The 25907-nt window shown below is 71.6% G+C and carries 22 protein-coding genes; 10 read left to right on the forward strand and 12 right to left on the reverse strand.

Annotated elements, in window-relative coordinates:
* Positions 1-5 precede the first annotated feature (5 nt).
* Positions 6-872 carry a PP2C family protein-serine/threonine phosphatase gene (locus AC59HU_RS02685; RefSeq protein WP_497221784.1) on the reverse strand — a complete coding sequence of 289 codons (867 nt, stop codon included), beginning with the start codon at positions 870-872 and terminating at the stop codon, positions 6-8.
* 67 nt (positions 873-939) lie between these two features.
* Positions 940-2193: an FHA domain-containing protein gene (locus AC59HU_RS02690; RefSeq protein ID WP_497221785.1), complete on the reverse strand. Its 1254-nt coding sequence runs from the start codon at positions 2191-2193 to the stop codon at positions 940-942.
* 159 nt (positions 2194-2352) lie between these two features.
* Here AC59HU_RS02690 and AC59HU_RS02695 point away from each other — a divergent pair, with 159 nt between their 5' ends.
* Together AC59HU_RS02695 and AC59HU_RS02700 are read left to right on the forward strand one after the other, a co-directional pair.
* Positions 2353-2820: an Lrp/AsnC family transcriptional regulator gene (locus AC59HU_RS02695; protein ID WP_497221786.1), complete on the forward strand. Its 468-nt coding sequence runs from the start codon at positions 2353-2355 to the stop codon at positions 2818-2820.
* The gene (locus AC59HU_RS02700) at positions 2817-4238 is read left to right on the forward strand and encodes an aspartate aminotransferase family protein (protein ID WP_497221787.1); all 1422 of its coding nucleotides are present in this window, start codon (positions 2817-2819) and stop codon (positions 4236-4238) included. The genes AC59HU_RS02695 and AC59HU_RS02700 overlap by 4 nt, the downstream gene beginning before the upstream one ends.
* A gap of 68 nt (positions 4239-4306) precedes the next feature.
* Here the strand turns inward: AC59HU_RS02700 and AC59HU_RS02705 are convergent, their stop codons facing one another.
* The 3 genes from AC59HU_RS02705 to AC59HU_RS02715 all read right to left on the reverse strand — a co-directional run bounded on the left by AC59HU_RS02705 (position 4307) and on the right by AC59HU_RS02715 (position 7386).
* Entirely contained in the window at positions 4307-5830 is a 1524-nt protein-coding gene (locus AC59HU_RS02705) for a DUF4192 family protein (protein WP_497221788.1), read from the reverse strand.
* Positions 5831-6216: 386 nt separating this feature from the next.
* Entirely contained in the window at positions 6217-6771 is a 555-nt protein-coding gene (locus AC59HU_RS02710; protein ID WP_497221789.1) for a YceI family protein, read from the reverse strand.
* Positions 6772-6888: 117 nt separating this feature from the next.
* Complete coding sequence (locus tag AC59HU_RS02715) at positions 6889-7386, reverse strand: hypothetical protein (RefSeq protein ID WP_497221790.1); 498 nt, start codon at positions 7384-7386, stop codon at positions 6889-6891.
* A gap of 71 nt (positions 7387-7457) precedes the next feature.
* On the opposite strand from AC59HU_RS02715, the gene AC59HU_RS02720 reads away from it, so the two are divergent.
* On the forward strand, positions 7458-8669 hold the full coding sequence (locus tag AC59HU_RS02720; RefSeq protein ID WP_497221791.1) for a coiled-coil domain-containing protein: 1212 nt from the start codon (positions 7458-7460) through the stop codon (positions 8667-8669).
* A gap of 170 nt (positions 8670-8839) precedes the next feature.
* On the opposite strand, the gene AC59HU_RS02725 is transcribed toward AC59HU_RS02720, so the two are convergent.
* Both AC59HU_RS02725 and AC59HU_RS02730 read right to left on the reverse strand, forming a co-directional pair.
* Positions 8840-9898, reverse strand: coding sequence for a DNA-3-methyladenine glycosylase family protein (locus tag AC59HU_RS02725; RefSeq protein WP_497221792.1), 1059 nt, complete (start codon positions 9896-9898; stop codon positions 8840-8842).
* Positions 9899-9953: 55 nt separating this feature from the next.
* Positions 9954-11075 (reverse strand): NUDIX domain-containing protein, encoded by a 1122-nt coding sequence (locus AC59HU_RS02730; protein ID WP_497221793.1) that lies wholly within the window; start codon positions 11073-11075, stop codon positions 9954-9956.
* Positions 11076-11133: 58 nt separating this feature from the next.
* On the opposite strand from AC59HU_RS02730, the gene folP reads away from it, so the two are divergent.
* The 3 genes from folP (at position 11134) to AC59HU_RS02745 (ending at position 13764) form a co-directional block, all read left to right on the forward strand.
* A complete protein-coding gene (gene folP / locus AC59HU_RS02735) occupies positions 11134-12021 on the forward strand; it encodes a dihydropteroate synthase (RefSeq protein ID WP_497221794.1) in 888 nt (295 codons plus the stop codon).
* A 166-nt stretch (positions 12022-12187) separates the two neighbouring features.
* Complete coding sequence (locus AC59HU_RS02740) at positions 12188-12973, forward strand: pyrimidine reductase family protein (RefSeq protein ID WP_497221795.1); 786 nt, start codon at positions 12188-12190, stop codon at positions 12971-12973.
* A 2-nt stretch (positions 12974-12975) separates the two neighbouring features.
* Positions 12976-13764, forward strand: a complete 789-nt coding sequence (locus AC59HU_RS02745; RefSeq protein WP_497222071.1) for a trimeric intracellular cation channel family protein — start codon at positions 12976-12978, stop codon at positions 13762-13764.
* 277 nt (positions 13765-14041) lie between these two features.
* On the opposite strand, the gene AC59HU_RS02750 is transcribed toward AC59HU_RS02745, so the two are convergent.
* Positions 14042-16567: a DEAD/DEAH box helicase gene (locus AC59HU_RS02750; protein ID WP_497222072.1), complete on the reverse strand. Its 2526-nt coding sequence runs from the start codon at positions 16565-16567 to the stop codon at positions 14042-14044.
* A 175-nt stretch (positions 16568-16742) separates the two neighbouring features.
* On the opposite strand from AC59HU_RS02750, the gene AC59HU_RS02755 reads away from it, so the two are divergent.
* Positions 16743-17123, forward strand: a complete 381-nt coding sequence (locus AC59HU_RS02755; protein ID WP_497221796.1) for an RNA-binding S4 domain-containing protein — start codon at positions 16743-16745, stop codon at positions 17121-17123.
* 74 nt (positions 17124-17197) lie between these two features.
* Positions 17198-19420 (forward strand): coiled-coil domain-containing protein, encoded by a 2223-nt coding sequence (locus AC59HU_RS02760; RefSeq protein ID WP_497221797.1) that lies wholly within the window; start codon positions 17198-17200, stop codon positions 19418-19420.
* Between the two features lie 259 nt (positions 19421-19679).
* On the opposite strand, the gene AC59HU_RS02765 is transcribed toward AC59HU_RS02760, so the two are convergent.
* Positions 19680-20990 carry an MFS transporter gene (locus AC59HU_RS02765; protein WP_497221798.1) on the reverse strand — a complete coding sequence of 437 codons (1311 nt, stop codon included), beginning with the start codon at positions 20988-20990 and terminating at the stop codon, positions 19680-19682.
* A gap of 108 nt (positions 20991-21098) precedes the next feature.
* Between AC59HU_RS02765 and AC59HU_RS02770 the strand changes: the two genes are divergently transcribed.
* A complete protein-coding gene (locus tag AC59HU_RS02770) occupies positions 21099-21737 on the forward strand; it encodes a TetR/AcrR family transcriptional regulator (RefSeq protein ID WP_497221799.1) in 639 nt (212 codons plus the stop codon).
* A gap of 115 nt (positions 21738-21852) precedes the next feature.
* On the forward strand, positions 21853-22455 hold the full coding sequence (locus AC59HU_RS02775) for a TetR/AcrR family transcriptional regulator (RefSeq protein ID WP_497221800.1): 603 nt from the start codon (positions 21853-21855) through the stop codon (positions 22453-22455).
* A gap of 93 nt (positions 22456-22548) precedes the next feature.
* Here the strand turns inward: AC59HU_RS02775 and AC59HU_RS02780 are convergent, their stop codons facing one another.
* Genes AC59HU_RS02780 through AC59HU_RS02790 form a run of 3 tightly spaced genes read right to left on the reverse strand, consistent with a single transcriptional unit; the run spans position 22549 to position 25855 of the window.
* Complete coding sequence (locus AC59HU_RS02780) at positions 22549-24288, reverse strand: FAD-binding oxidoreductase (RefSeq protein WP_497221801.1); 1740 nt, start codon at positions 24286-24288, stop codon at positions 22549-22551.
* Complete coding sequence (locus AC59HU_RS02785; RefSeq protein WP_497221802.1) at positions 24285-25037, reverse strand: lysophospholipid acyltransferase family protein; 753 nt, start codon at positions 25035-25037, stop codon at positions 24285-24287. The genes AC59HU_RS02780 and AC59HU_RS02785 overlap by 4 nt, the downstream gene beginning before the upstream one ends.
* Positions 25034-25855, reverse strand: a complete 822-nt coding sequence (locus AC59HU_RS02790; protein ID WP_497221803.1) for an SDR family NAD(P)-dependent oxidoreductase — start codon at positions 25853-25855, stop codon at positions 25034-25036. The genes AC59HU_RS02785 and AC59HU_RS02790 overlap by 4 nt, the downstream gene beginning before the upstream one ends.
* Positions 25856-25907 lie beyond the last annotated feature (52 nt).

Genomic DNA, 25907 nt, shown 5'->3' on the forward strand with positions numbered 1-25907 from the left:
GGCCGTCAGTTCCGGCGGAAGCGGCGGCCGGTCGCCGGTGCCGCGGCGGATGCGCCGGAGGCGCGGGAGGGGCGTGCCGCCTGCGTGGTGCCGGTGGCCTCGCCCGTCTCCGCTGCCGGCGCCCCGGACTCGTCGGACTCGACGTCGACGACCACGACCGTCACGTTGTCGCGCCCGCCGTTCGCGAGCGAGGCGGTGACCAGCTCGGTCGCGGCCCGCTCGGCCGTCGTGGTGGTGGCCAGGTAGTGGCGGATGCCGAGGTCGGTGAGCTCCTTGGTCAGCCCGTCGGAACAGATCAGGATGCGCTGGCCGACCGCGACCGGGAGGGTCGAGTAGTCGGGCAGCGGCTTCTCGTGGAAGCCGACCGCGCGCGTGATCACGTTGCTGTCGGGGTGGTGCTCGGCCTGCTCCTTGGTGATGAGGCCCGCGTCGACCAGCTCCTGCACGACGGAGTGGTCGCGGGTGAGCTGGCGGAGAGCGCCGTCTTCGAAGAGGTAGACCCGGCTGTCGCCGATGTTGAAGACCATCCAGGCCAGGTCGTCGTCGACCTCGGCGAGGGCGACGCCGGTGACCGTGGTGCCGGTGCCGAGCACGGACTCGTCGCCGACCCGGTCGATGTCGGTGAGGGCGCGGGCGAGGGCCTCCTCGATCGTCGCGGCGGTCGTGACGGCGTCGGAGATCTCGCCGAGCCGCTCGACGACGGCGGCGCTCGCGATGTCGCCCGCGGAGTGGCCGCCCATCCCGTCGGCGACGGCGAAGACGGGGACGTCGGAGATCGAGCTGTCTTCGTTGCCCGCGCGCTTGTTGCCCTTGTCGGTCAGAGCGGCCCAGGACAGCGTGACGCGACGGGGGTGCGCTCCGTCACGGGTCACGCTCACACGCGCGCTCGTTCGGCCGATTTGAGTCACGGTGACCAACTCCTGACAGCTTTCCGGAATCCTAAACGGTGATCCCGGTGTTTCCCCGGTCTCGCGGCGAGATGTGGATAACGTTCCCGTCGCCGATTTCGACGATAGCCGGTCCGGTTGCCACCACCGAATCCCCCTGCCGCAGCCGGATCGGCGGGCGCCCTGGCAGGAGGACCGTCGTGCCGTTCGAGGAGCGCAGGTCGGTGACCACGACGGTGCGGCCGCTGAGGGCGATCTCGACGTGGGTGCCGGAGACCCGGAGCTCGGGTGAGTTGACCTGCACGAGGGTCTGCGGGAGTGCGGTGGGCGACCGGCGGGGCCGCGGCCGACGGCCCACGACCACCGACCCGGCGAGGGCGATCGGGGCGCCGCCGTTGATGTGCAGGTCGAACGCGGGGGTGGTGGGGGGTGCGGGGGTGGGGTCGATGGTCGGGGTAGTGGGGCTGATGGCAGGGACGGGGGGCTCGGAGGTGGTCGGGTCGGCTGGGTCGGTTTCGGAGGCGGTCTCCGGGATGGTGGTGCTCGCGGCCGGTGGCTCGATCGAGCGGTCCGGATGCGGCGGTTCGGTCGTCTCCGCGTCGAGCGAGCCCGGCCGGGTGCGGGTGATGACCGTGTCGTCGTCCGGTGCTGCCAGGAACGGGTCGACCGAAGCCGAACTGCTCGAAGCGGTCGCCGGGGAGGGTGCAGCGGGCGGACCGCCCGTGGTGAGCAGGATCGGCGTCGATGCCCAGACCACGCGAGACGCCGAAGCGATGCCGCGATCCAGCCGCCGTGCCTCGGGCGGGATGCGGAGGACGGCTTCCGGCGCAGACGGCGAAGCGCCGAGGGAGACACCGATCACGTCGGAGAATTCGGCGAGCGCCCAGGGCTCCAGTCCTGACGATCCGAACCGCCGCGACCCTCCGACCGACAGCAGGTCGACGACGGCCGATCCCCGGGTCACCACGGTCGCCGTCCAGGTGGCGGAGTCCCCGGGCGCGGAATCCGGATCGAGTCCCGACGCGGGAGCGTGCGCCGGCGACCCGCTGGCTTCCCGCGCCTGCGCGGCATCCGCACTCCCCCCGCCAGGCTCGAGTCGCACGACGGAGAAGGAGGCCGCGGCATCAGCGCCCCGGAGCGGGATAGCCGACACGACCCGTTCGAGCGTGACCTCCGGCTGGCTGAGCACCGACCAGATCGCCTCGATCGTCTCGTCGGAAAGGAAGGCGGGCACGGCGACCATCGTGGGCCACGCCGCGAGCAGCACCCACTGCCCCTCCGCCGGAACGAAACGCAGACTCCCCATGCCGTCACGGTACCGCCTGCTCCCCGGCCGAACCGTCCGACCCGCGCAACAGACGCGGTGCACCTCGGAACGGAGCAAAGGCGACGATTTCCGCAGCCGATGGGGCCGGGAGGTGCGGAATCCCTTGTGGACGCCTATGCCGCCTGTCAGGATCGTTCCATGAGCTCGACGAACCGCGCTGCCACGCTCGACGCCACGTCGAAGGCGATCATCGAGCAGCTGCAGGTCGACGGCCGCCGTTCCTACGCTGAGATCGGCAAGGCCGTGGGTCTGAGCGAGGCGGCGGTGCGGCAGCGGGTGCAGAAGCTCACCGAGTCGGGTGTGATGCAGATCGTCGCGGTCACCGATCCGCTGCAGCTCGGCTTCTCCCGTCAGGCCATGATCGGCCTCAAGGTGTCCGGCGACACCCGCCTCGTGGCGGATGCTCTGGCCGCGATGCCCGCCGTCGACTACGTGGTGCTCACCGCGGGCACCTTCGACATCCTGGCGGAGGTCGTCTGCGAGGACGACGACGACCTCATCGCCCTCCTCAACTCCGAGATCCGCAGCCTCGACGGTGTGCAGTCGACGGAGACGTTCGTCTACCTGAAGCTGCGCAAGCAGCTCTACGACTGGGGCACACGATGACCACCACCGAACAAGCCGTCACACCTCCCGCCGGGCGGGGCTCGCGCACCGAGGCCGACCTCCAGCGGATGGCCAAGGATCACCTGTGGATGCACTTCTCCCGCCAGTCGGTGATGGAGTCCGGTGATGGGGTGCCGATCATCACCAAGGGCGAGGGCCACCACATCTGGGACTCCCGCGGGCGCAAGTACATCGACGGGCTCTCGGGTCTGTTCGTGGTCAACGCCGGGCACGGTCGCCGCCGACTCGCCGAGGCAGCCGCGAAGCAGGCCGAAGAGCTCGCCTTCTTCCCGATCTGGTCGTACGCCCACCCCTCGGCGATCGAGCTCGCCGACCGCCTGGCCGATCTCGCGCCCGGCGACCTCAACCGCGTGTTCTTCTCGACCGGCGGAGGTGAGGCGGTCGAGACCGCCTTCAAGCTCGCCAAGTACTACTGGCGTCTGCAAGGGCAGCCGACGAAGCACAAGGTCATCTCGCGCTCGATCGCCTATCACGGCACCCCGCAGGGAGCTTTGGCGATCACCGGCATCCCCGCGATGAAGCAGATGTTCGAACCGGTCACACCCGGCGGCTTCCGGGTGCCGAACACGAACTACTACCGCGCCCACGAGATGGGTTTCGAAGGATCCGAGGAGGCCTTCGGGCTCTGGGCCGCGAACCGGATCGAGGAGATGATCCAGTTCGAGGGCCCCGAGACCGTGGCCGCCGTCTTCCTCGAGCCGGTGCAGAACTCCGGCGGCTGCTTCCCGCCCCCGCCCGGCTACTTCCAGCGCGTGCGGGAGATCTGCGACCGGTACGACGTGCTGCTCGTGAGCGACGAGGTCATCTGCGCCTTCGGTCGCATCGGCAACTACTTCGCCTGCGACACCTACGGGTTCGAACCCGACATGATCACCTGTGCCAAGGCGATGACCAGTGGCTACTCGCCCATCGGCGCGACGATCGTGAACGAGCGGGTCTACGAGCCGTTCAAGCACGGCCAGACCTCCTTCGCCCACGGGTACACCTTCGCCGGCCACCCGGTCTCGGCTGCGGTCGCGCTGGAGAACCTCGACATCTTCGAGGAGGAGGGGCTGAACGAGCGGGTTCGCGAGAACTCCCCGGTGTTCCGCCAGACGCTGGAGCGGCTCACCGACCTGCCGATCGTCGGGGACGTGCGCGGCGACGGGTACTTCTTCGGCATCGAGCTGGTGAAGGACAAGGCCACCAAGGAGACCTTCGATGCCGACGAGTCCGAGCGCCTGCTGCGCGGATTCCTGTCGAAGGCGCTGTTCGAGGCCGGACTCTACTGCCGCGCCGACGACCGCGGCGACCCGGTCATCCAGCTCGCTCCCCCGCTGACGATCGGACCGGCCGAGTTCGACGAGATCGAGCAGATCCTCCGAGGCGTACTGACCGAGGCCTGGACGAAGCTCTGACCCGTGCCGCCGACCGCCCCGCCGGCCCTCGCCGTCATGGAGCCCCGCGGCACCGGCGCGCCCGGGGGTCACGGCGCCGCGGGGTCGAGCCAGAGCGGGGTGGCCCCTCCGGCGAGTAGCTGCTGGAACAGGTGCGCGAGCAGGTAGTCGGGGTCGGCGGCCAGAGCGGCGTCGAGGTAGCGGGCGGCGGCCGTGCCGCGTCCCCGACTCCACTCGAGCCAGGCCAGCATCGTGAGAGGCGCCGGCCGCAAGGTCTCCGGGGCCACCTCCGCGATGCCCCGGAGCACGTCTATCGACTTGCGAAGCATCGCGGGACGCGGAGCCACATCGCCGATACCGAGGAAGCTCGTCGCGACCCCGGAGTCGGTCTCGTCTACGCCCGCACCCGCACCCACACCCGGACCCGGAGCCGGCGCCGGCATGCGACCTCCGGTCACCTTGTCGCCGCGAGACACCCACGCCGACGCCGGCGCCGATTGTGACGGTGACGGAGACTGACATGCTGCTGGCGAGGCACTCGGCGTCGATGGCGGATTCTGTGCGGGGGCCGCCGTGACGAGGTCGCTGAGTGCCAGAAGGCCGGCATCCAATCCCCAGGCGCACTGCATGAGCACACAGTCGCGGACGATCTTGTGGCGGAGCGACCACGCCAGGGCGATGCACCGCGCATCCGACGGCGGTGGCGCCGAGAGCGCCAGCACCGACTGCCAGCGCAGCAGCAGGTCGATCGGATCAGGTTCCCTGCCCACCCCGGGGCGCTGCAGCTCGGCCAGCGCCGCGAGAGCTCGCGTGCGTCGTCGCTCCGACGCGGACGGGATGGGCACGAACGGCCCACGGTGTGGGTCGGGCCGGCGCCCGCCCGGGGATCCGGCAGTCGGCAGAGGGTGCCAGCGCGGCATGGCTCCACCGACGCTCTTTGCGCTATCCGCGCCTTCGGTGCCACGGGCAGCGTCGACGGAATCGCAGACATGGGCGGGGGCCCACCTGTCCCCCGACACGATCAGCGACCGGCCGTGAAAGAACCCCGCCCGCCCGAGTGCGCGCTCGACCCCGTCGACCACGGCGCGCAGTCGCTCGACGACCGCTCGGTCGACAGCGCTGTCGACCGCATCATCATCCACTGGGGCGACCTCACTGTGAATCGAGTAGTCGACCGCTTGGTCGATCGCGGCTCCGACGTCCCCGCCGGCGGGCTCGCCGTGGAGCCGACCCGGCGCGCCGGCGACAGCCCCGCCACCGACGGCCTCGCCGCGATTTCCGCCTGACGAAACGGGCGGCCCGTACGCGACGATGTCGACCGCGTCGGCGCCAGGCACTCGCGCCAGCAGACCCGTGATCGCACGGCCGAGCTCGGCGATGGCGCTGGCGCCCGCGTTGGCGCTGGCGACGCTGGTGCTCCGACTGACTTTGCCGCCCGCGCTGGTACTCGTCGTGAACCCGGCGACGCCGCTGGTGCTGGTGACGCCGCTCGCGCCAGCACCGGCGCCGACACGCCCGGGGCCACCATCCGAGACCACACGATCATCGACCGGCGGCAGGTCGACCCGGATGATCGCACAGGAGCGCGTCGGCCTCCTCACCCGCAGCGCCACACTCGAGCAGGGACGGTAACCGAGCACCGTCTCGATCTCGGTGATCAGTCCCGGCGGATCGGGGATCGCGCCACCGCCCGCATCAGGAGCGACCCCGACCGCGGCCCCGCCCGGTCGGTCGTGCCGGGAGGCGGAGGAGCGGCCGGTCGCGATCGCGGCCGGGTCGGAGTGGACGGGGAGGGACGGAGTGATCGTGGTCATGCCAGGAGTGTGGCCGGGGCGCGGGGCCGGCGGGACCGCATCCGCTCTTCTGTGGAGAGCAGACCGCTCCGGCCTGGGTGTGCAGGAGCCGATGAGCACCCCGAAACGACGGATCGCCGACCGGGAAGCCCGGTCGGCGATCGCGCATCCGGTGAGACAGCGTCTCGCCGGATGAAGAGGAGGGACTACGGCTGGAGGACGGCCTGGATGTCCAGCGTGATGGTGACCTTGTCACCGACCAGCACGCCGCCGGTCTCGAGCGCGGCGTTCCAGTTGACGCCGAAGTCGTTGCGGTCGACCTCGGTCTTGGCCTCGAAGCCGGCCTTGTAGTTGCCGTACGCGTCGGAGCCGAATCCGCCGAACTCGAAGTCGAACGTGACGGGCTTGGTGACACCCTTGATCGTCAGGTCGCCGTCGACCTTGTACTCGCCGTCGACCAGGCGGACGCCGGTGGAGACGAACTTGAGCTCGGGGTGGGTGGGAGCGTCGAAGAAGTCGTTGGTGGCGAGGTGGCCGTCGCGGTTCTTGTCGTTGGTGTTGACCGAGGCGACATCGGCGGTCGCGGTGACCTTGGTGTCGAGCGGGTTCTCGCCGGTCACGAAGGTGGCGTCGAACTTCTCGAACTTGCCGCGGACCTTGCTGATGAGCATGTGGCGCACGCTGAAGCCGACCTCGGAGTGCGAGGGGTCGATGGTCCAGGTGCCGGCCTTGTAACCGGGGATCTCGATGGTGTCAGTCATGTTCGTCTCTTTCGTGAGGCTGGAGGGGCGGCGGAATCGCCACATGGATACAAAAGCATAGAGATGCGAATTTATTCCGAACTCCCCGGAAATGTCTCAGCACTCCCCGGAAATGTCTCAGCGAAGGATCTCCACCATCAGCACCCAGGCGTTCAGCATCGACACGACGACGATCGCGATGAACCCCGCGGCGATCAGGAACAGCCCGGTGGGATCGCTGAAGATCAACAGCGCGGCCCCCACGAGGAGCGGCACGACCTGTCCGATGCTGAGGATGGCGTTGCCGGCCTTCTGCAGCGGGCCCACCCCGGCGCGGGTGCGGAACGAGACGGCCGCCGCGCGCACCTGGAGCACCAGGGCGAGCAGGCCGAACACCGCCACCTCGACCCCGAGCAGTTCGAGTCGCTGCCCCGGGATGAGGATCGCGATCGACGTCACCACGATCGCGACGACGGCGCCGATCGTCGAACCCGCCCGACCGGGCAGCCCCGGACCGGCGATGATCTCGCGGATGTTGACCGAGATCGCGACCATGATGAGCCCGGCCAGAGCCGCGGCGGCACCCGCCGATGCGACCGCGAAATCCTGCCAGCCCTCCGGAACGATCGTCTCCATGCCGGAAGCGTAGCGGGGACGCGCCCGGGCGATCAGTTCAATTTTCACTCCCGTCCCATACTCTGGAAGCCATGTGGAAGCCGACCCGCCGCAGCTGGGGCGTCGCGATCGTCGTCGCGGCACTCGTCGCGGTGCCGAGCCTGCCCGCATCCGCACAGTCCGGCAGCGCTTCCGGAGCCTCGTTCGCCGCACCGGGCTCGGTGCCCCGCGCCGACCCATACCCCAGCTGGGACGAGGTGCAGGCCGCCAAAGCCAATGAGGCCGCGAAGCAGGATGCGGTCAACAACATCGAATCCCTGCTCGAGGGGCTCAGGACGGCCCAGGCCGATCGCCAGAACGAAGCGTTCGAGCGGGGCCAGGAGTATCTGACGGCGAAGGCCAACCTCCAGGCGGCGACGGACTATTCGAACGCGCTCTCCGCCCAGGCCGATGAGGCGACCGCGAAGGCCGACCTCGCGAACACGCAGGTCGGACAGTTGGCGGCGCAGCTGGCCCGCTCCGGTGGCGGCGATGCGACTCTCGCGCTCATCCTCAGTCAGGGCGGTTCGGACTCACTGCTGTACCAGCTCGGCACCATGTCGAAGCTGACGGAGCAGACGGCCGGCATCCGCAACGCGGCCGTCGCCGCCCAGAACACCGCCGACGCCTTGAAGGACCAAGCCGCGATCGCGAAGAGCAAACTCACCGAACTCGAGGCGCAGGCGGACGCGAGCCTCAAGACAGCCCAGGACGCCCAGGCGGCCGCCACCGCGGAGGTCGCGAGCCAGAGCGGGATCAAGGACACCCTGGTGGCCCAGCTCTCCGACCTGCAGGGCAGGTCGGTCGAGGTCGAGAAGGCGTACCAGGAGGGCGTCGAGGCAGCAGCCCAAGCCGCGGCTGCGGCGGCAGCGGCAGCGGCGGCGGCGGCCGCCTCTGCTGCCGACACCGACGCCCCCGGCAGCGCCTGGGTCCCCTCCGGTGACGCGATCATGTCCCCGGGCGAGGCCAAGGCCTACGCGCAGAGCATCCTCGGCAACTACGGCTGGGGCGGCGACCAGTACGGCTGCCTCGTGAGCCTGTGGACGGGCGAGTCGGGCTGGCGCGCCAACGCCTACAACGAGTCCAGCGGCGCCTACGGCATCCCGCAGTCGCTGCCGGCCTCCAAGATGGCCTCGGTCGGCGCCGACTACGTCACGAACGCGGCCACCCAGATCATCTGGGGCATGAACTACATCGCCAACCGCTACGACACCCCGTGCGGTGCCTGGTCGGCGTGGCAGGCCCGCTCGCCGCACTGGTACTGAGCGGCGTCGGCGGCTTGTAGCCGGCGGGCGTCAGCGGATGCGCGCGGATACCGCTCAAAAGCACCCGCCCGAGAGCACGGCCCGCCTGAGAGCACGGCCCACCCAAGAGCACGGCCCGCCCGAGTGGGCGCACCGCCCGAAAGCACGCCCCGCGCGAGAGCCCTAGGCGCTCAATGCCCGCGATGATCTTGGATCGTCATCCTCGGCCCGTGCCGCGGCTTGCGGAAGCCGCTCGCCAGCACGAGTCGCACGATCCTCTGCCGCTGCCCGGCCCAGGGCTCCAGCAGCTCGGCCAGCGCGTCGTCGTCGATCGGTTCGCCCACGAGCGCCCAGCCGATCGTGGCGGCGAGGTGGTAGTCGCCGAAGCTCACCGCATCCGGATCACCGTGGGAGCGCTGGGTGGTCTCGGCCGCGGTCCACGGCCCGACGCCCGGGATGGTGCGGAGCAGGCGCCAGGATTCCGCTCCCCCGGCGTGACCGCGCAGCGTGCGCTCGAGACCGCTCGCCACGGTCGCGGCCTGGATCACGGTCTTCGACCGTCGCGGATCAACCCCCGCCCGGTGCCACTCCCACGACGGGATGCGCCGCCACGCCTCGGCGGTCGGCGGAACCCGGAGGCCGCGGGGCGCCGGGCCGGGTGCCGGCTCGCCGTGGGCCGTCACGAGGATGCGCCAGGCGCGGAAGGCCTCGGTCGAGGTGATCTTCTGCTCGATGATGGCGGGCGCGAGGGCGTCGAGCACCCGGCCCGTGCGGGTCAGCCTGAGCCCGGGGTTGCGGTGCGCCGAGGAGGCGAGCAGGTCGTGCGAGGAGGTGTCGAGAGTGCTCCAGTCGTCTCCGGCCCCGAGCAGCGCGGGCACCAGGTCGAGGGCTGCGGCGGCGCCGCTCCCCCAGGCCCGGATGCGCACCCGGTTGCGGATGGCCGAGACGTGCAGCGTCGCCGTGCCCTCCTCGGCCGTTCCGGTCGCGGTGCGCAGCGCCAGCCACATCCCGCCGTCGCCGAAGCGCACGCACGGGTCGCCGGCCCCGCGGCGGAGCGGACCGAGCGTGGCCCAGACATCGAGATCGTGGGCCGGTTCGTACAGGAGGTCGAGCGGCTCGGAGTCGGGATGCACGGCGCTAGGATGCGCGGACTCCGGGTGCACGCCGTCACGATGCACCGACTCAGGATGCACGGCGTCGGCACGCACGGACTCCGGGTGCGACAGGGGGTCGCTGCTCGTGATCGTCATCTCGCGATGAACCCTACGTCACGCCGCCGACACCGATCCACTCGACGGCCGGAGGTCAGAGCCCGCTGCCCTCGGCCGCAGGATCCACCGAAGGATCGACCGCCGGATCAGCCGTGGCGTCGGCCCGCGTCTCGCCTGCCATCGCATCCGCCGCGTCGTCGAGGAGACCCTGGAACCAGCCCGGCCCCCGAACCTCGGCCCGCAGGGCTTCGACCCGGCGGGAGAGTTCGCGATCGGCCGTGACGACGATGGTCCGGCCGCCGAACGGGCCTGCCGTCTCATCGACGATGGCGTCATCGCCCGAGCCGTCGGCCCGCACGACGACGATCGCCGCGGTATCGAGACCGGCAGCGTCGATCCCGGCGGCGTCGATCCCGGCGGCGTCGATCCCGGCAGTGTCGACCTCCGCATCCGGTGCCTCACCCGAAAAAGTGCCCCGTAGAGCGGCTGAAGTCGAGGCCGCATCCTCCACCGCGTCACCGCCCGGCGCGAGCGCCTCCCGCGCCTTGCCCTCGACGACGACCCGGTAGGCGGGCCAGATCCGCCCGGGCGGGCCGTCGAACTCGGCGGCGTCGACCCCGGTGGTGCGCAGGCGGTCGATCCGGGCCAGCAGGTTCTCGGCCGCGCCGAGCCGGTCGCGCCACCAGCCGTCGGGGCGCGAACCGACCACGTTGGCGGCGTCGACCACGATCCGTACCCGCTCAGAGAGCCGGGCCCGCAGCTCGGGCCACGCCGAACCGAAGCCGGGGTGCAGGGGCAGGGCCTCGACCTCGTCGACCGGAACCCAGCGCAGCTCCAGGCTCTCGGCGTCGCCGATCTGGGGCTCGAACGGGACGGTCGTGCGCGTGACCACGGTGACGTACGACCAGTAGCCGAGGTCGAGCACCGAGGTGAAGGCGATCCGAAGCGCCTCCGCGGGCACGCCGGCCTCCTCGCCGGCCTCGCGGATGGCACCGTCGACCGCGGACTCGCCCTCGTGCCGGGCGCCGCCGGGCAGCCCCCAAGTGCCGCCGAAGTGGCTCCACTCGGCCCGGTGCTGCAGCAGCACGCCGGCGGTCTCGTCGTGCACCAGCAGGCCGGCCGCCCCGTAGCGGCCCCAGAACCGGCGGCCGTCCGGCCCCTCGACCCAGGCGTCTCCGCTGTCGCGCGGCACGAACGGGGGCGGGGCCTCAACCATGGCTCCAGCTTCTCACGCCTGAACCGGAGGCGGACCCGGAAACGACCATGATGGACACATGACCGTGCTCCCCCCGCTCCGCGATCCCGTGCGCCGGTTCGGCTCGCGCGTGATCGACTTCGACCGGCGGATCGCCGTGATGGCCATCGTCAACCGCACCCCCGACTCCTTTTTCGACCAGGGGTCCACCTTCGCGCTGGACCGGGCCGTCGAGGCGGGCCTCGCCGCGGCCGACGCGGGCGCCGACTGGGTCGACGTCGGCGGCGCGAAGTTCGCCCCCGGGCCCGAGATCCCCGCCGAGGAGGAGCTCGACCGCGTGCTGCCGGTCGTCGAGGCGCTGGCCGCGCGGAGCGACGTGACGATCTCGGTCGACACGTTCCGTGCCACGGTGGCGGCCGCCTGCCTCCGTGCCGGCGCGCACGTCATCAACGACACGACCGGACTGAGCGACCCCGACCTGGCCCCGGTCGTCGCCGCGGCGCCCGGCGCCTCGCTCGTGGTGACGCACAGTCTGGCCGCCCCGCGGACCCCGTACCCGCATCCGCGGTACGACGACGTCGTCGCCGAGGTGAAGGCGTTCCTCGAGCAGCGGATCGGCCGGGCGGTCGAGGCGGGCGTGCCCGAGTCGGCGCTCTTCGTCGACCCCGGCCACGACCTCAACAAGACCACGCGCCACAGTCTCGAGCTGACCCGTCGGCTCGACGAGATCGCGGCGCTCGGCTTCCCGGTGCTGGCGGCGGTGTCGAACAAGGACTTCATCGGCGAGACCCTCGACCTGCCCAAGGCCGAGCGGCACGACGGCTCGATCGTCGCGGCGACCGCCTGCGCCCTGCTCGGCGCGCGGGTGGTGCGGATGCACGACGCGCGGTCGGCCGTGCGCGCGATGCGGATGCTGGAGGGCATCCTGGGATTCCGCGAGCCGGTTCTCGCCGTCCACAACGTGTGAGTCGGCGCCGTCGACCGGCCCGCGCACCCCATTCCGCTCCAGGCACCCCGTCCCGCTCCAGCACCCCGTCCCGCTCCAGGCACCCCGTCCCGCTCCAGCACCCCGTCCCGCTCCAGGCACCCCGTCCAGCTCCAGGCACCCCGTCCCGCTCCAGATTGAGACGCTCATGACCGAGATCGCGCAGCTCCACCCCCACCCCGGCACGGGCCGGCTCGACCACGACGGGCTCCTCGCCCTCTACTCGCCGGTGCCGCGGGAGGTGCCGCGACTCCGGGTGAACTTCATCCAGAGCCTGGACGGTTCGGCGACGGTCGACGGCCTCTCCGGCGGACTGGGCGGGCCCGCCGACAAGGAGGTCTTCGACATCCTGCGGGGCGTCGCCGATGTGGTGCTCGTGGGTGCCGGCACCGCCCGCGCCGAGGGCTACGGAGCGCTCCGGGTCGACCCGGCGACCGTGGCCCGGCGGCGCGAGGCGGGCCTGTCCGACCATCCGGCGATGGCCCTCGTGAGCGGCCGGCTCGACCTCGACCCCGCGAGCGCGCTCTTCGCCGAGGCCCCGACGAGACCGCTGGTCTTCACGACCGCGAACGCGCCGACGGATGCACGGGGCCGGCTCGCCGACGTCGCCGACGTGATCGAGGCGGGCGCCGACCGCGTCGAGGTGGCGCAGGTCGTGGCCGCGCTGCACGGTCGCGGCCTGCTGCAGATCCTCTGCGAGGGCGGGCCGTCGTTGTTCGGCGAACTGATCGCCGCCGACCTGGTGGACGAGTTCTGCCTGACCCTGAGCCCGACGCTCGAGGGCGGGGCAGGCCCCCGCATCTCGCGGGTCGGCGGTGGCGCGCCCTCCGTCGTGCCGCGCGGGATGGAGCTCGGGCACCTGCTGCACAGCGGGAGCATGCTGCTCACGCGCTGGGTGCGCACGTCGCCGGACGACCGGGGAGGCGCGGCGTGAGCATGCCGGAGCCTGCAGGGGCGAGGCCGACGGCCAGTGCCGACGATCCGGCCGTCGACCGTGCCGTCACGGACGACCGCTCGGGCGATTTCGCGGGTGACGCCACGGCCGTCGCCGCCGCCGTCGCGCGGACCCGCGGGATCGCGCGACTGGAGGCGGCGTCGCGCGCCCGCGCCGCCGGAGTCGCCTTCACGATCGCGGATCTCCTCGCGACCCTGCTGTTCGCCCTCGAGGGCGCGCGGTTGGCGGCCGAGTCGGGCCTGGACGTCTTCGGCGTCGTGGTCGTCGGCGGAGCCTCGTCGGTGGTGGGCGGCATCCTCCGGGACCTGCTGCTGGGCGACGTGCCGCCGTTCGCGTTCCGCTCGCCCTCGCGCATCCTGGTCGGCCTGATCGGCTCGATCGCGGCCTTCACGCTGGTCGCCACCGGGGCGCCCACACCGGACGAGCTGTTCGGTGTGCTCGACGCCCTCGGACTGGCGCTGTTCGCGGTCACCGGCGCACGGAAGGCCCTGGACCACGGCTCGAACGGCTGGGTCGTGGTCATCCTCGGCACGATCGCCGCTGTCGGTGGCGGGATGCTCCGCGACCTGCTGCTCGGCCACGTGCCGACCGTGCTGACCTCGAGCGTCTACGCCTCGGCCGCGGCGGCCGGAGCATTGACCGTGTACCTGGCCGCCCGTGCCCGGATCACCCCGGTGTCCGGGATGGCGCTGGGATTCGTGGTCTGCGCGACCATCCGCATCCTGGCCCTCGCGTTCGACTGGCACCTGCCGACCCTCGTCGCCCGCTGACCCCGTGCTGTCGCCCACCGGCCCACTGGCCCTCGTCGTCACCCGCAGATTCCTGCGCTGCCGCCCGCTGACCGGCGAGGGTCGTTCCGCGCTGACCCGCGCGTCGTCGCCCGCTGACCGGCGGGGGTCGTCGCCCGCTGACCCACGCGTCGTCGCCCGCTGACCGGCGGGGGTCGTCGCCCGCTGACCCACGGGTCGTCGCACGCCGGTCCACGGAGCCGACGTGGCGCGGGGGCGACCTCGGGCCCGACCCCGCCGACCGGCGCCGGTCTGCGCCTCAGAGCTGATCGACCCCGACGATCCGCACCACCGCCACGCCCTCCTCGTTCGAAGCGGCGAGGTCGATCTCGGCCGTGATGCCCCAGTCGTGGTCGCCGGCCGGGTCGTCGAAGATCTGCCGGGCGCGCCAGACACCGGGCCCCGCATCCGAGGTCCCCTCCTCGAGGATGAGGAGCGCCGCGCTGCGGGCGTGCGGGCCGATGCCGACCGAGTCGTGCACGTCGTAGTACTCGTCCATGGCCTCGGCCCACCGGGTCGCTCCCCAGCCCGAGGAACCGTCGAGCTCGCCGAGCTCCTCCCACGCCTCGCGCGCCGCCAGCGTGACCCGGCGGAACAGCTCGTTGCGCACCAGCACCCGGAACGCGCGGGGGTTCGACGTGAGCAGCTTCGGCGCCGGGGGCACGATCGGCGCCTCCTCGTCCTGTTCCCGCGCCGCCGCGGCGAGCACCGCATCCGGGTTGATCAACGCCTCCCACTCGTCGAGCACGCTCGAGTCGGTCTGGCGCACCAGCTCGCCGAGCCACTCGATCAGGTCGATCAGGTCGTCGTTCTTCAGCTCGTCGGGCACCGTGGAGCGGAGCGTGCGATACGCGTCGGACAGGTAGCGCAGCACCAGGCCCTCCGACCGGGCGAGACGGTAGAACGCCACGTACTCGCCGAAGGACATCGCACGCTCGTACATGTCGCGGATCACCGACTTCGGCGAGATGTCGAAATCGCCGATCCACGGCTGGGAGGCGCGGTAGGTGTCGAAGGCCTCGCCGAGCAGGCCGGCGAGCGGCTTGGGGTACGTCACGTCTTCGAGCAGCTCCATGCGCTGCTCGTACTCGAGCCCCTCGGCCTTCATCGCCTGGACGGCCTCACCCCGGGCCACGAACTGCTGCGCCGAGAGCACGGGGCGGGGGTCGTCGAGGATCGCCTCGGTGACCGACACGACGTCGAGCGCGAACGTCGGCGAGTCTTCGTCGAGCAGGTCGTAGACCGCGAGCGCGAACGGCGACAGCGGCTGGTTGAGTGCGAAATTCGGCTGCAGGTCGACGGTGAGCCGGATGATCGTGTCGCTGGTGGTCGCATCGGTCACCTGCTCCACCACCCCGGCCGTGCGGAGCGTGCGGTAGATGGCGAGAGCCTGCCGGATCAGCTCTCGCTGCTTGGCCCGGGGCTCGTGATTGTCTTCGAGCAGGGCGCGCATGTTCGCGAACACGTCGCCGCCGCGCGCGATCGTGTTGAGCACCATCGCGTGCGTGACGGTGAGGTGGGACGTGAGCCGTTCGGGCTCGGCGCCGATCAGCTTCTCGAAGCTGGGCTCGCCCCACGAGACGAAGCCCTCCGGCGCCTTCTTGCGGATGAACTTGCGACGCTTCTTCGGGTCGTCGCCGATCTTGGCGAGCGCCTTGAGGTTCTCGGTCTCGTGCTCGGGCGCCTGCACCACGACCGTGCCGGCGGTGTCGTAGCCCGCACGCCCGGCGCGACCGGCGATCTGGTGGAACTCGCGCGCGGTGAGCTGCCGCATCCGCGTGCCGTCGAACTTCGTCAGCGCCGAGAGCAGGACGGTGCGGATGGGCACGTTGATGCCCACGCCGAGCGTGTCGGTGCCGCAGATCACCCGCAGCAACCCGCGCTGAGCGAGCCGCTCGACCAGTCGGCGGTACTTCGGCAGCATGCCGGCGTGATGCACGCCGATGCCCATGCGGATCAGCCGGGAGAGGGTCTTGCCGAAGGCGGTGGTGAACCGGAACGGCGCGATCAGCTCGGCGATCTCGTCGCGCATCTCGCGGGTGGCCACCTTGATGCTCGACAGGGCCTGGGCGCGCTCGACCGCTGCGAGCTGGGAGAAGTGCACGATGTAGACCGGCGCGCGCTGCGTCGAGAGCAGCTCTTCGACGGTCTCCTGGATCGGCGTGGTCGCGTAGGTGTAGCTGAGCGGGACGGGCCTCTCGACCCCCGTGATGACCGTGGTCTCGCGCCCGGTGCGCCGTGAGAGGTCGGTGGCGAGCCAGTCGACGTCGCCGAGAGTCGCCGACATGAGCACGAACTGCACCGCCGGCAGCGCGAGGATCGGCACCTGCCACGCCCAGCCGCGGTCGGCCTCGGCATAGAAGTGGAACTCGTCCATCACCACCTGCCCCACCGGGGTGGAGGGGCCGTGCCGCAGCGCCAGGTTCGCCAGGATCTCAGCGGTGGCGCAGATGATCGGCGCATCGGGGTTCACCGAGGAGTCTCCGGTGACCATGCCCACGTTCTCGGCCCCGAAGATCTCGACCAGGTCGAAGAACTTCTCGGAGACCAGCGCCTTGATCGGTGCCGTGTAGTAGCTGCGCTGCCCCTGCGCGAGCGCGACGGCGTGCGCGCCGACGGCGACCAACGACTTGCCGGTGCCGGTCGGCGTCGACAGGATCACGTTCTCGCCCGAGACGATCGCGACGATCGACTCGTCCTGCGCCGGGTAGAGCGGGGTGCCGCGATCAGCCGCCCACTCGGCGAAGGCCTCGTAGGCCGCGTCGGCGTCGAACGGCGTGGGCATCGCCGGGCGGGAGGTGGTGATGGGTTGAGGCACGTCCCAAGCCTAGGTGCGGAGGCGGGGGCGGCATCCGTGACCGCGGATCTGTGGAAAGGCTTCCGAGGCGGGCCGCCTGTGGAGGAGGCGGCCAGGCCGTCCCGTCCTGTGGACTGTCGGACGCCTGTGCCAGGCTTGCCGCATGGCAGGAACAGGTGTGCGGATCGACAGTTGGCTCTGGGCCGCGCGCGTCTACAAGACGCGCTCGCTCGCCACCGCCGCCTGCCGTGCCGGGCACGTGCGGCTGAACGGAGACCGCGCCAAGGCGGCTCAGCCGGTGCACGAGGGCGACGAGGTGCGGGCGAGGATCAGCGGGTTCGACCGCATCCTCAAAGTCGCCGGCCTCGGCGTCAAGCGGGGTTCGGCCTCGGTCGCGGCGCAGTACTTCGTCGACCTCACTCCCCCGCCTCCGCCTCGGGAGACCGTGGCGGCCGTCCCCGTCCGCGACCGCGGCACGGGGCGTCCCACCAAGCGCGACCGCCGCGAGATCGAACGTCTGCGCGGTCTCAGGGACGACTACTAACCTTGACCATGCCGGGCGGCGACGACCAGTCGCCGATCGCACTCCCCCTATACCGCGAGGCCATCAGGAGCATCATGTCCGACGCCAGCACCCCCGCCACGAGCGGGAACCGCACCCCCGACGGCCAGGAGGACACCTTCCAGTTGGTCGCGCCGGAGACCGACCCGAACTCCTGGCCGGCACCCGACCAGAACGGCCAGCCGCTCCCGGGCCCGGACGGCACGGCCCAGGACGGCACGGCTCAGTACGGCACAGGTCAAGACGGAACAGCCGAGTACGGCACAGGTCAAGACGGAACAGCCGAGTACGCCGCAGCCCCCTACGGCGCGGGCCACGCGGACGCGGGCCAGGCGGGCGCGGGCCACACGGACGCGGGCCAGCCGATCCCGGGCCAGACGTACGCGACCCCCGGCTCGGGCCAGCCAGGCGCAGCCCCCGGCGCGGGCCAGTCCCAGAACCCGCTCGGCTACCAGCTGACCGGGCGCGATCGCACCGCCCTCCGCTTCATCGGCGCCTCGGTCAAGATCGGTACCCCCGAATTCCGGGTGCGGTACGACGCGATCGTCGACGAGCTCTACCGTCACCACTTCATCGACCCCACCGCTCGTCCCGCGTACGAGGCGCCCGTCATCGTGCCGGCCGAAGAGGTCGAGGGCGACGACGACCCGCTGGAGATCATCCGCTCGCAGCTCGGGCTGGTGATCGACGACCGCCGCGTGCGCGACACGGCGCGAACGGATGCGGAACGCCGGCTCGCCGAGACCTCGGAACAACTCAGCGTGATGACGGCTCGCTACGAAGACACCCAGGCCCGGCTCGACGCCACCGCCGCGGCGCTCGCCCAGCGCGACGCCGAACTCGCCGCGCTGCAGGACCGCCTGGTCGCCGACACCGGCGCGCTGCAGGCCCAGCTGGCCGGCGAGACGGGCCGGCTCCAGGCCGAGCTCGCCGACACGACCGCCCGTCTGACCGCCGACCACCAGGCGTCGGCGGGCGCGTACGAGGCCCAGATCGCGGGCCTCCACGCCGCCCACGCCGCGCAGCTCGACGAGATGAGCACCGCGCACGGCGCCCAGCTGCAGCAGTTGACGGCGGCGCACGCGGCCCAGGTCGAGCAGCTCAGCACCTCGCACACCTCGCAGGTCGAGGAGCTGAGGGCCTCGCACGCCGCCGAAACCGAGCAGCTCCGGGCCGGCCACGCCTCGGAGTCGGATCAGCTGCGCCTGCACGACGAGCAGCTCCGCGCGGCACACGCGGCCGAGCTCGAACAGCTCAACACCGCCCACGCGGCCGAGCTCGAACAGCTCCACGCCGCCCACGCCGTCGAGATCGACGGCGTGCTGGCCTCCTCGGCGGCCGAGCTCGACCAGGCGCGTTCGGAGGGCGAGGCCGAAGCGGCCCGCCTCTCGGCCGAGAACGACCAGCTGAACGCCCGCGTCGCCGAGCTGGAGACGGATGTCGCGGCCGGCCGCGAGCGGGTCGACGCGCTGGAGTACGAGCTGACCGTCGCCCGGGAGGCCGAAGCCGAGGCCACCGCCGCGGCCGCAACAGCCGTCTCCGCCGATGAGACGGATCCGGTGACCGCGGAGCGAGCAGACGAGGCCGGCGTCGCCGACGTCGCTCCGCTGCGCGACACCGACGACACCGCCGCGGCCACTGACACCACCACCGAAACCGACGAGAACTCCGCCGCCACCGCCGCCGCAGAAGAGCGGGCCGCCGCCGCCCTCGCCGAGCTCGACGAGGCGCGTTCCCGGCTCGCCACGCTCGAGCAGGAGCTCGCGGTCGCGCGCGACGAAGCAGCCATCGCCGTCGAGACCGCCGGTTCGGCGACCGCCGCTGCGGCCGCCGCCGAGGCTCAGGCCGAATCGGTCCGGGCAGCCGCCGACTCGCTGCCCGCCGACGAGAGCGGCATCGAGTCGCTCGGCTTCGAGACGGTCGACGAGGAGGCCCTGGTCGAGGCGCGCGCCCGCGTCACGGTGCTCGAGAAGGAGCTGGTGGACGCGCGCACCGAGATCGGCATCCTGGCCGACGAGCGCGACCGTGCGCTCTCCGACGCGGCCATCTCGCTGGAGGACCGCGAGCGACTGAGCGACGCGCTCACCGCTCTTCAGTCGGGCAAGGTCAAGGCGGCGGCGCAGGTCGAGGCCGAGCTGCGCTCCGCGCGCGCCCTGATCGTCGAGATCGAGGACATCGCGACCGGCCAGCTCTGCGCCGAGGACGAGACCAACGAGTACGCGATCGGCGCGAACGACTCCGCCGTGCTCGTGCTCAACGCGATCGCCGAGTCCGAGTAGCCTCCGCGGCGACGCGGGCCACCGAGGCCGGGCAGCCCCGCGGGCGGGTTGCCACGGAGGCCGAGGAGCCCCGCGGCCGGGTAGACGCCGAGGCTGGGCAGCCCCACGGCCGCGTAGCAACGGAGGCCGAGCAGCCACCGCTGCCCGGCATCCGCCTCACCCGAGTAGCCACCGGGGCGCGCCAGTGCGAATACCACCTGCGGCCACGGCCCCACCAAGCCCAGCACCACGTCAGCCGGTCCTCACCCGGCCAGCAGCCCTACGCGACGACCGGCTCCCCGCCACCCGCATCCGTCTCCGGCAGGTCGAGCGGATGCTCGATCTCGTCACGCGGCATCCGCGCCGCCACGATCGCGACGACCGCGAGCACCACCGGAACCGCTCCGGCCACGAGGAATGCCGGTGCCAGCCCGATCGCCTCGCCGACCGGCCCGGCGATCGCCATCGACACCGGCATGAAGGCCAGCGACACGAAGAAGTCCAGGCTCGAGACCCTCCCGAGCATCGCGGGCGGCACCCGCCGCTGCAACAGAGTTCCCCAGATCACCGTCGCCGCCGAGAACGTGAAGCCGACCACGAACAACGCGACCGCCATCACCCAGAGCTCGTTCGTCAGCCCGATCACGACGAGCGGCAGACAGCCCGCGCCCCAGAGCAGCACCATCACTGTGAGATACCGCCGCGGCAGGGGGAACGACGCGACCAGGATCGACCCGATCGCCCCGCCGATCCCGAACGCCGCGAGGGCGACCGCGAACGATCCGGCTCCCCCGCCGGTCTGGTCGCGCACCGCGAACGGCAGCAGCACATCAATCGGCCCCATGATCACGAGCACGAGCAGGGTGGCGAACAGCAGCGTGCCCAGCAGCCACGGGGTGCGGCCCATGTAGCGGAAGCCGTCGCGCAGGTCGACGAAGACGGCCCTGACCGGATGCGCGGACGCGACCTCCTCCGCATCCCGCCGCAGCGGCATCGGCGCGAGGAAGACCAAGCCGGTCACCGCCAGGAGCTGCGACCCCGCGACCACCGCGAACGCCCAGCCGGGGGTCGCGACCGCGATCACGGCACTGGCCACCGCCGGCCCGGCCGCCTGCATCACGGCCGGCCTGAGCACCCCCTCGACGCCGTTGGCCGCCAGCAGATCGTCGGCGGGCAGCACCGAGGGCAGCATCGCCGAGTAGGCCGGGTAGAAGAAGCCCGCCGCGGCACCCAGCACGAGCGCCACCCCGACGAGGTGCCAGAGTTGCAGCACCTGGGTGAGCGCGAGCACGGCGGTCAGCGCGATCGCCGCGGTCTTGACCGATTCGACGACCACGAGGATGCTGCGCTGCGGCACCCGGTCGGCGATCACGCCGCCGAAGAGCACCGCCACGACGAGCCCGAGACTCGAGGCGACCGCGACGAGCGAGAGGTCGGCCGGACCCCCGCCGACCCCGATGACCTGCCAGACGATCGCGACGAGCCAGACACCCTCCCCGAACAGCGACAGCGCGAGGGCTACGATCAAGACCCGGTATTGGCGCACGCGGAACGGGCGCAGCGCCCGCAGGCTCCCTGGTCTGCGGCTCACAGCCCACCTCCGCTCGTCGACACCCAGCCCCGGGGGAACGATCACAGCGTGCCCACGGAGCCCATGTGTACACTGTCCACAACCCTACCGACTCCTGGAGGCGATCGCATGAGCGTCACCCCCGCATCCCAGCCTCGCAGAACCTACCGACACGGAGATCTCCGCGGTGCTCTGCTCGACGCCGGGATCGAGATGGCGCGGGAGGGCGGCCCGGATGCGGTGGTGCTGCGCGAGGCCACCCGCCGCGCCGGGGTCTCGCCGAACGCCGCCTACCGGCACTTCGCCGATCGCGAGGCCCTGCTGCACGCGGTCTCCGACGTCTGTCTCGGCTTCGCCGCCGACCGCATCGAGCTGGCGCTGGCCGCCGTCCCCGAGGGTGATGCGGCCGAGACCGCCCGCGCCCTGCTCCGCGCCGTCGGCACCGGCTACATCGCCTTCGCCCGCGAGGAGCCGGGCCTGTTCCGGACGGCGTTCTCGGTGCCCGACAACCTGCAGCGCGCGGCCGAGCCGGCGAAGGCCGGCCGCGACGGACGCACGCCGTTCCAGCTCGTCGGATTCGCACTCGACGCCCTGGTCGACGCGGGACTGCTCCCGCCCGAGCGCCGCGAGAACGCCGAGTTCCTCGCCTGGGCGACGGTGCACGGGCTCGGGATGCTCGTGATCGACGGCCCGCTGCGGGGGCTCGACGACCGGATGATCGACTACGCCACCGCACGTCTCCTCGATATGGTCGACCGCGGTCTCTGATCAGGCGCAGCGGCTCCGCGAGGTCCGCCGACTCCGGCTCCACCGGTGACCCCCAGGCCCCACCAGCTCCCCGACTCCCCCGCCTTCTCCGACAACCGCCGGGTACCATGAACCCATGAGCGACGCCTCCGCCAGCTCGGACGAACGGATCGTGCAGGCCACCCTCCGCCTGCTGCGCGATCGCGGGCCGGCCGGGGTCAACGTCGAGGCCGTCGCGGCCGCATCCGGAGTCGCGAAGACGACGATCTACCGGCGCTACGAAGACCGCGAGGCCCTCCTCACGGCCGCGATCGACGCCGCGACGACCGAGGTCACCCTGCCGACCGGCATGTCGACCTACGACACCCTGCACTGGCTGCTGGGCGCCGCCCGCGTGCGGGTGCAGGAGATCGTGGGTCGCGGCACGGTCGCCGCCATCCTGATCGACGACGACGCGCCGTTCACCGACCAGCTGCGCGACATGATCCGGATGCGCAGCCACCAGCTGGTGGCCTTCCTCGAGACCGCGGTCGCGCGCGGAGACCTCCGGGCCGGGCTCGACGTGAAGCTCGTGGTCAGCGTGCTGCTCGGCTCGGCCGTCGGCCACGTCATCCGGGGCGGCGAGCCCGACGAGGTCTGGGCCGACCGCCTGCTCACACTGCTCTGGCCCGCCCTGGCCCCGCCCGACCCCCTGAACGCCGTCGATCCGTCAGCTGTCGTCGCCAAACCGGCGGAATAGCGACGACAACTGACGGATCGCGGACAGGAGGAGGCGGTCGGGACCCCGGACAGTAGCGCAGCGGACAGGAGCGCAGCCCCGACCGCGCACGGCTCAGGCGGTGGGCACCTTCGGGGTCGCGCGCGGGGCGTTCTCGATCAGCGCCGCCACGTCGGCCGCCGTGACCTGCTTCGGCCCCAGCACCTTGCCCGGGTTGAACAGCTCGCCCGGGTCGGCCGAGTCGAACAGCCCCTGCATCAGGGCGACACCGCCGGCCGAGATGTCCTGCTCCATCCACGGTGCGTGCTCGACGCCCACGCCGTGGTGGTGCGAGAGCGTGCCCGAGGCATCCTGGAACGCCTGCTGGATCGAGTGCTTCACGACCTCGTACTGCGCGATCGGGTCGTCCCCGTGCACGAAGGCGAAGGTGAAGTAGAGGCACGCGCCCGAGTGGTACGAGTGCGAGAGGTGGCACATGATCCACCCGTGCACACCCAGCGCGTCGTAGGCGCGGTTCGCCGCGGCGACGGTGGAGTCGTAGACCTCCTGCAGCTTCGACCAGGGCGCCGCGGTCTCCGAGACGTCGGCGGCCGCACCGCGGTCGAGCAGGAAGTCGCGCAGGTAGGGCGTGTCGAACTTCTTCTGGTCGTAGAGGGCGCCGGGGCCCTTGCCGACGCCGAGGCCGCCGTGCTTCTTCACGATCTGGCCGACGAGCTTCTTCTCGTACGCCACGTGCGAGGGCGAGCCCTCGAAGCCGATGAACGAGAGGCACATGTCCTCCAGCACCCAGCCTCGGCGCTTCAGCACCGACATGAGCACGTTCTGCGCGGCACCCGAGATGCCCTTGGACGCCTTGCGGGTGGCGAGCGAGAAGCCGCTCTCGCGGGCGTCGGAGACGCGGGTGATCGACGGCGAGGCGTCGGACTCCGCGATCTCGTGCATCGCGGCCAGCCCCGCCTTCCAGTTCGGGAAGAAGTAGGCCTGCACCTCGCGGAGCTCGGGGGTGCGGTGAACCTGCACGGTCACCTCGGTGATGACGCCCAGGCGCCCCTCCGAGCCGATGATCATCTCGCGCACCGACGGGCCGGTCGAGGTCGACGGCAGGGCGCGCAGCTCGACGATCGTGCCGGGGCGAACCATGCGGAGCCCACGGGCGATGTCGGCGATGTCGCCGTACTTGTCGCTCTGCATGCCCGAGGAGCGCGTCGCGACCCAGCCGCCCACGGTCGAGTGGGTGAAGCTGTCGGGGAAGTGACCCATGGTCCAGCCCTTGGCGTTCAGCTGCTCCTCGATGTCGGGGCCCTGGGCTCCGGCCTCGATGCGGGCGAGGCCCGATCCCTCGTCGATGTCGAGCACGCGGTTCAGGCGCCCGAGGTCGAGCGAGACGATCGTGCGGGTCTCGGAGGCGAGCGGCTCGAGGCTTCCGGCGATGTTGCTGCCCCCGCCGAAGGGGATGATCACGGCGCCCTCGGCGACGGCGGCGTCGACGATCTGCTGCACCTGCCACTCGTCACCGGGGTAGAGGACGATGTCCGGAACCCGGGCGATCTCGTTGCGACGGATGCGCAGCAGGTCGCGGATGCTCTTGCCGTAGGTGTGGATGACGCGCACCTGGTCGTCGGTCGACGCCGACTCCTCGCCGACGATGGCGACGAGCTCGGCCTCGAAGGCCGGCGACAGCCGCGGCGGTGCGACGGTCAGCTGGTCGAAGTCCAGCGGCGGAACCGGAGGGGTCCGCACGTCGAGCGCCACGGCCTTCTGCACGAAGGGCACGAACTCGGGCTTGTCCTCGAAGTGGAAGCCGACACCCTCGACGCCCCACCCCCACCACTTCATGTGCTTGACGTCGGTCATGCGGCTCCCTTCATGGAATTCCTGCTGGTCGAGCGCACCGGCAGCGCCGGGATGCTCGTGGTGCCCGCGCCGTCGGAGTGCAGTCGACGCACCTCGCGCTCGATGCGGGCGGAGAACTGGTCCGGCGTCTCGCCGGGTCGGCCGCGCATGGGCTCGCCGAACACGACCGCCACCGGGGGCCGGCCGGGGATCGGCCAGTTGCGACCCCGCGGCATCGCGAGGCTGGCGCCCACGAGCGCGGTCGGCACCAACGGCACGTCGCAGGCGATCGACAGCGCCGCCGCACCCGCCTTGAACTCGGCCATCTCGCCGGTCTTCGACCGGGTGCCCTCGGGGAAGACCAGAAGCGGCACCCCGCGGGCGAGCAGCTTCTTCGACACGCCCTGCTTCTGGGCGGTGCCGGTGCGGTCGATCGGGAAGGTGTTGAAGAACAGGGCGGTGAGGATGCGCCGCCACCGGATGTCGAAGAAGTAGTCCACCGCGGCACCGGCGGCCAGGTAGCGCCCGAGCCGCCGCGGCAGCGAGCACATGATCAGCGGGGCGTCGAGGTGGCTGGAGTGGTTGGCGACCACGATGAATGCGCCCTGCACGCCCTTCACGGCGTCGCGCCCGCGCACACTGACGCGGGTGATCGACCAGACCACCGGCTTCAGCATCATGCGCTGCGCGATGAACCGCATTCCCGCCATGACCGGCGAGGTGAACCGGTCTTTGGGAGCACGGATGAGGTGAGGATGCTTGTCGGTCATCGGTCTGCCTTCGATCTGTCCTCGGGGTTCGGCGCCGCGGGCCCGGCCGGTTGGTCGCGGCTGGAGGAGATCCTCCCCGAGATCCACCGGATGACGCCACGGGGAAGGTGACGGGTGAAGAAGAAGAGCACCTTGAAGCGCGTGGAGGGCACCGAGAGCACCTTGCCGCGGGCGACGTCGCGGAGGGCCTCCTCGACCAGCTGGTCGACGTCGATCCAGAGGAAGTCGGGGATCGACCGGGTGCGGATGCCGGCGCGGTCGTGGAACTCGGTGTGCACCCAGCCGGGCAGCACGGCGCTGACCTGCACGTTCGTCTTGCGGAGCTCGACCGCGAGCGACTCCGTGTAGACCGTGGTCCAGGCCTTGACGGCCGCGTAGTCGCCGGTCGCGATCGTTCCGGCCACGCTCGAGACGTTGAGGATGGTGCCGCGATGGCGGGCGGTCATCGCCCGGCCGGCCGCGCCGCCGAGGACGAGGACCGCGAGGCACATCACGGCCAGGGCCCGCTCGTGCACCGAGACGTCGCGTTCGAGGAGCGAGCCGTGGATGCCGAAGCCGGCGTTGTTCACCAGGAAGTCGATCGGATCCTCGGTGCTCTCCAGCCGCGCCGCGACGCGGTCGAGGTCGTCGCGCACCGCGAGATCGGCGGAGATGGTCTCCACGCGTGTCGCGCCGTCGCGGCCGAGTTCTTCTGCCATCTCCCGGAGTCGGGACTCGTCGCGGGCCACCAGTACGAGGTCGAAACCCCGCAGTGAGAGCGCCCGGGCGAATGCCGCACCGATACCGGAAGTGCCACCGGTCACCAGAGCCGTCACCATCTGCTTAGGATACGCTACGGAGTGCGTAGCGACCGACGTGCGCATCCATCAC

This window comes from Herbiconiux sp. 320_LB (assembly GCF_059691755.1).

Coding starts and splice junctions, on each gene's coding strand:
- AC59HU_RS02720 (WP_497221791.1), top strand. CDS start 7,458: ATGTGGAAGCCGACCCGCCGCAGCTGGGGCGTCGCGATCGTCGTCGCG.
- AC59HU_RS02780 (WP_497221801.1), bottom strand. CDS start 24,288: ATGACCGACGTCAAGCACATGAAGTGGTGGGGGTGGGGCGTCGAGGGT.
- AC59HU_RS02755 (WP_497221796.1), top strand. CDS start 16,743: ATGGCAGGAACAGGTGTGCGGATCGACAGTTGGCTCTGGGCCGCGCGC.
- AC59HU_RS02760 (WP_497221797.1), top strand. CDS start 17,198: ATGTCCGACGCCAGCACCCCCGCCACGAGCGGGAACCGCACCCCCGAC.
- AC59HU_RS02790 (WP_497221803.1), bottom strand. CDS start 25,855: ATGGTGACGGCTCTGGTGACCGGTGGCACTTCCGGTATCGGTGCGGCA.
- AC59HU_RS02730 (WP_497221793.1), bottom strand. CDS start 11,075: ATGGTTGAGGCCCCGCCCCCGTTCGTGCCGCGCGACAGCGGAGACGCC.
- AC59HU_RS02745 (WP_497222071.1), top strand. CDS start 12,976: ATGCCGGAGCCTGCAGGGGCGAGGCCGACGGCCAGTGCCGACGATCCG.
- AC59HU_RS02700 (WP_497221787.1), top strand. CDS start 2,817: ATGACCACCACCGAACAAGCCGTCACACCTCCCGCCGGGCGGGGCTCG.
- AC59HU_RS02785 (WP_497221802.1), bottom strand. CDS start 25,037: ATGACCGACAAGCATCCTCACCTCATCCGTGCTCCCAAAGACCGGTTC.
- AC59HU_RS02690 (WP_497221785.1), bottom strand. CDS start 2,193: ATGGGGAGTCTGCGTTTCGTTCCGGCGGAGGGGCAGTGGGTGCTGCTC.
- AC59HU_RS02750 (WP_497222072.1), bottom strand. CDS start 16,567: ATGCCCACGCCGTTCGACGCCGACGCGGCCTACGAGGCCTTCGCCGAG.
- folP (WP_497221794.1), top strand. CDS start 11,134: ATGACCGTGCTCCCCCCGCTCCGCGATCCCGTGCGCCGGTTCGGCTCG.
- AC59HU_RS02710 (WP_497221789.1), bottom strand. CDS start 6,771: ATGACTGACACCATCGAGATCCCCGGTTACAAGGCCGGCACCTGGACC.
- AC59HU_RS02770 (WP_497221799.1), top strand. CDS start 21,099: ATGAGCGTCACCCCCGCATCCCAGCCTCGCAGAACCTACCGACACGGA.
- AC59HU_RS02740 (WP_497221795.1), top strand. CDS start 12,188: ATGACCGAGATCGCGCAGCTCCACCCCCACCCCGGCACGGGCCGGCTC.
- AC59HU_RS02695 (WP_497221786.1), top strand. CDS start 2,353: ATGAGCTCGACGAACCGCGCTGCCACGCTCGACGCCACGTCGAAGGCG.
- AC59HU_RS02725 (WP_497221792.1), bottom strand. CDS start 9,898: ATGACGATCACGAGCAGCGACCCCCTGTCGCACCCGGAGTCCGTGCGT.
- AC59HU_RS02775 (WP_497221800.1), top strand. CDS start 21,853: ATGAGCGACGCCTCCGCCAGCTCGGACGAACGGATCGTGCAGGCCACC.
- AC59HU_RS02715 (WP_497221790.1), bottom strand. CDS start 7,386: ATGGAGACGATCGTTCCGGAGGGCTGGCAGGATTTCGCGGTCGCATCG.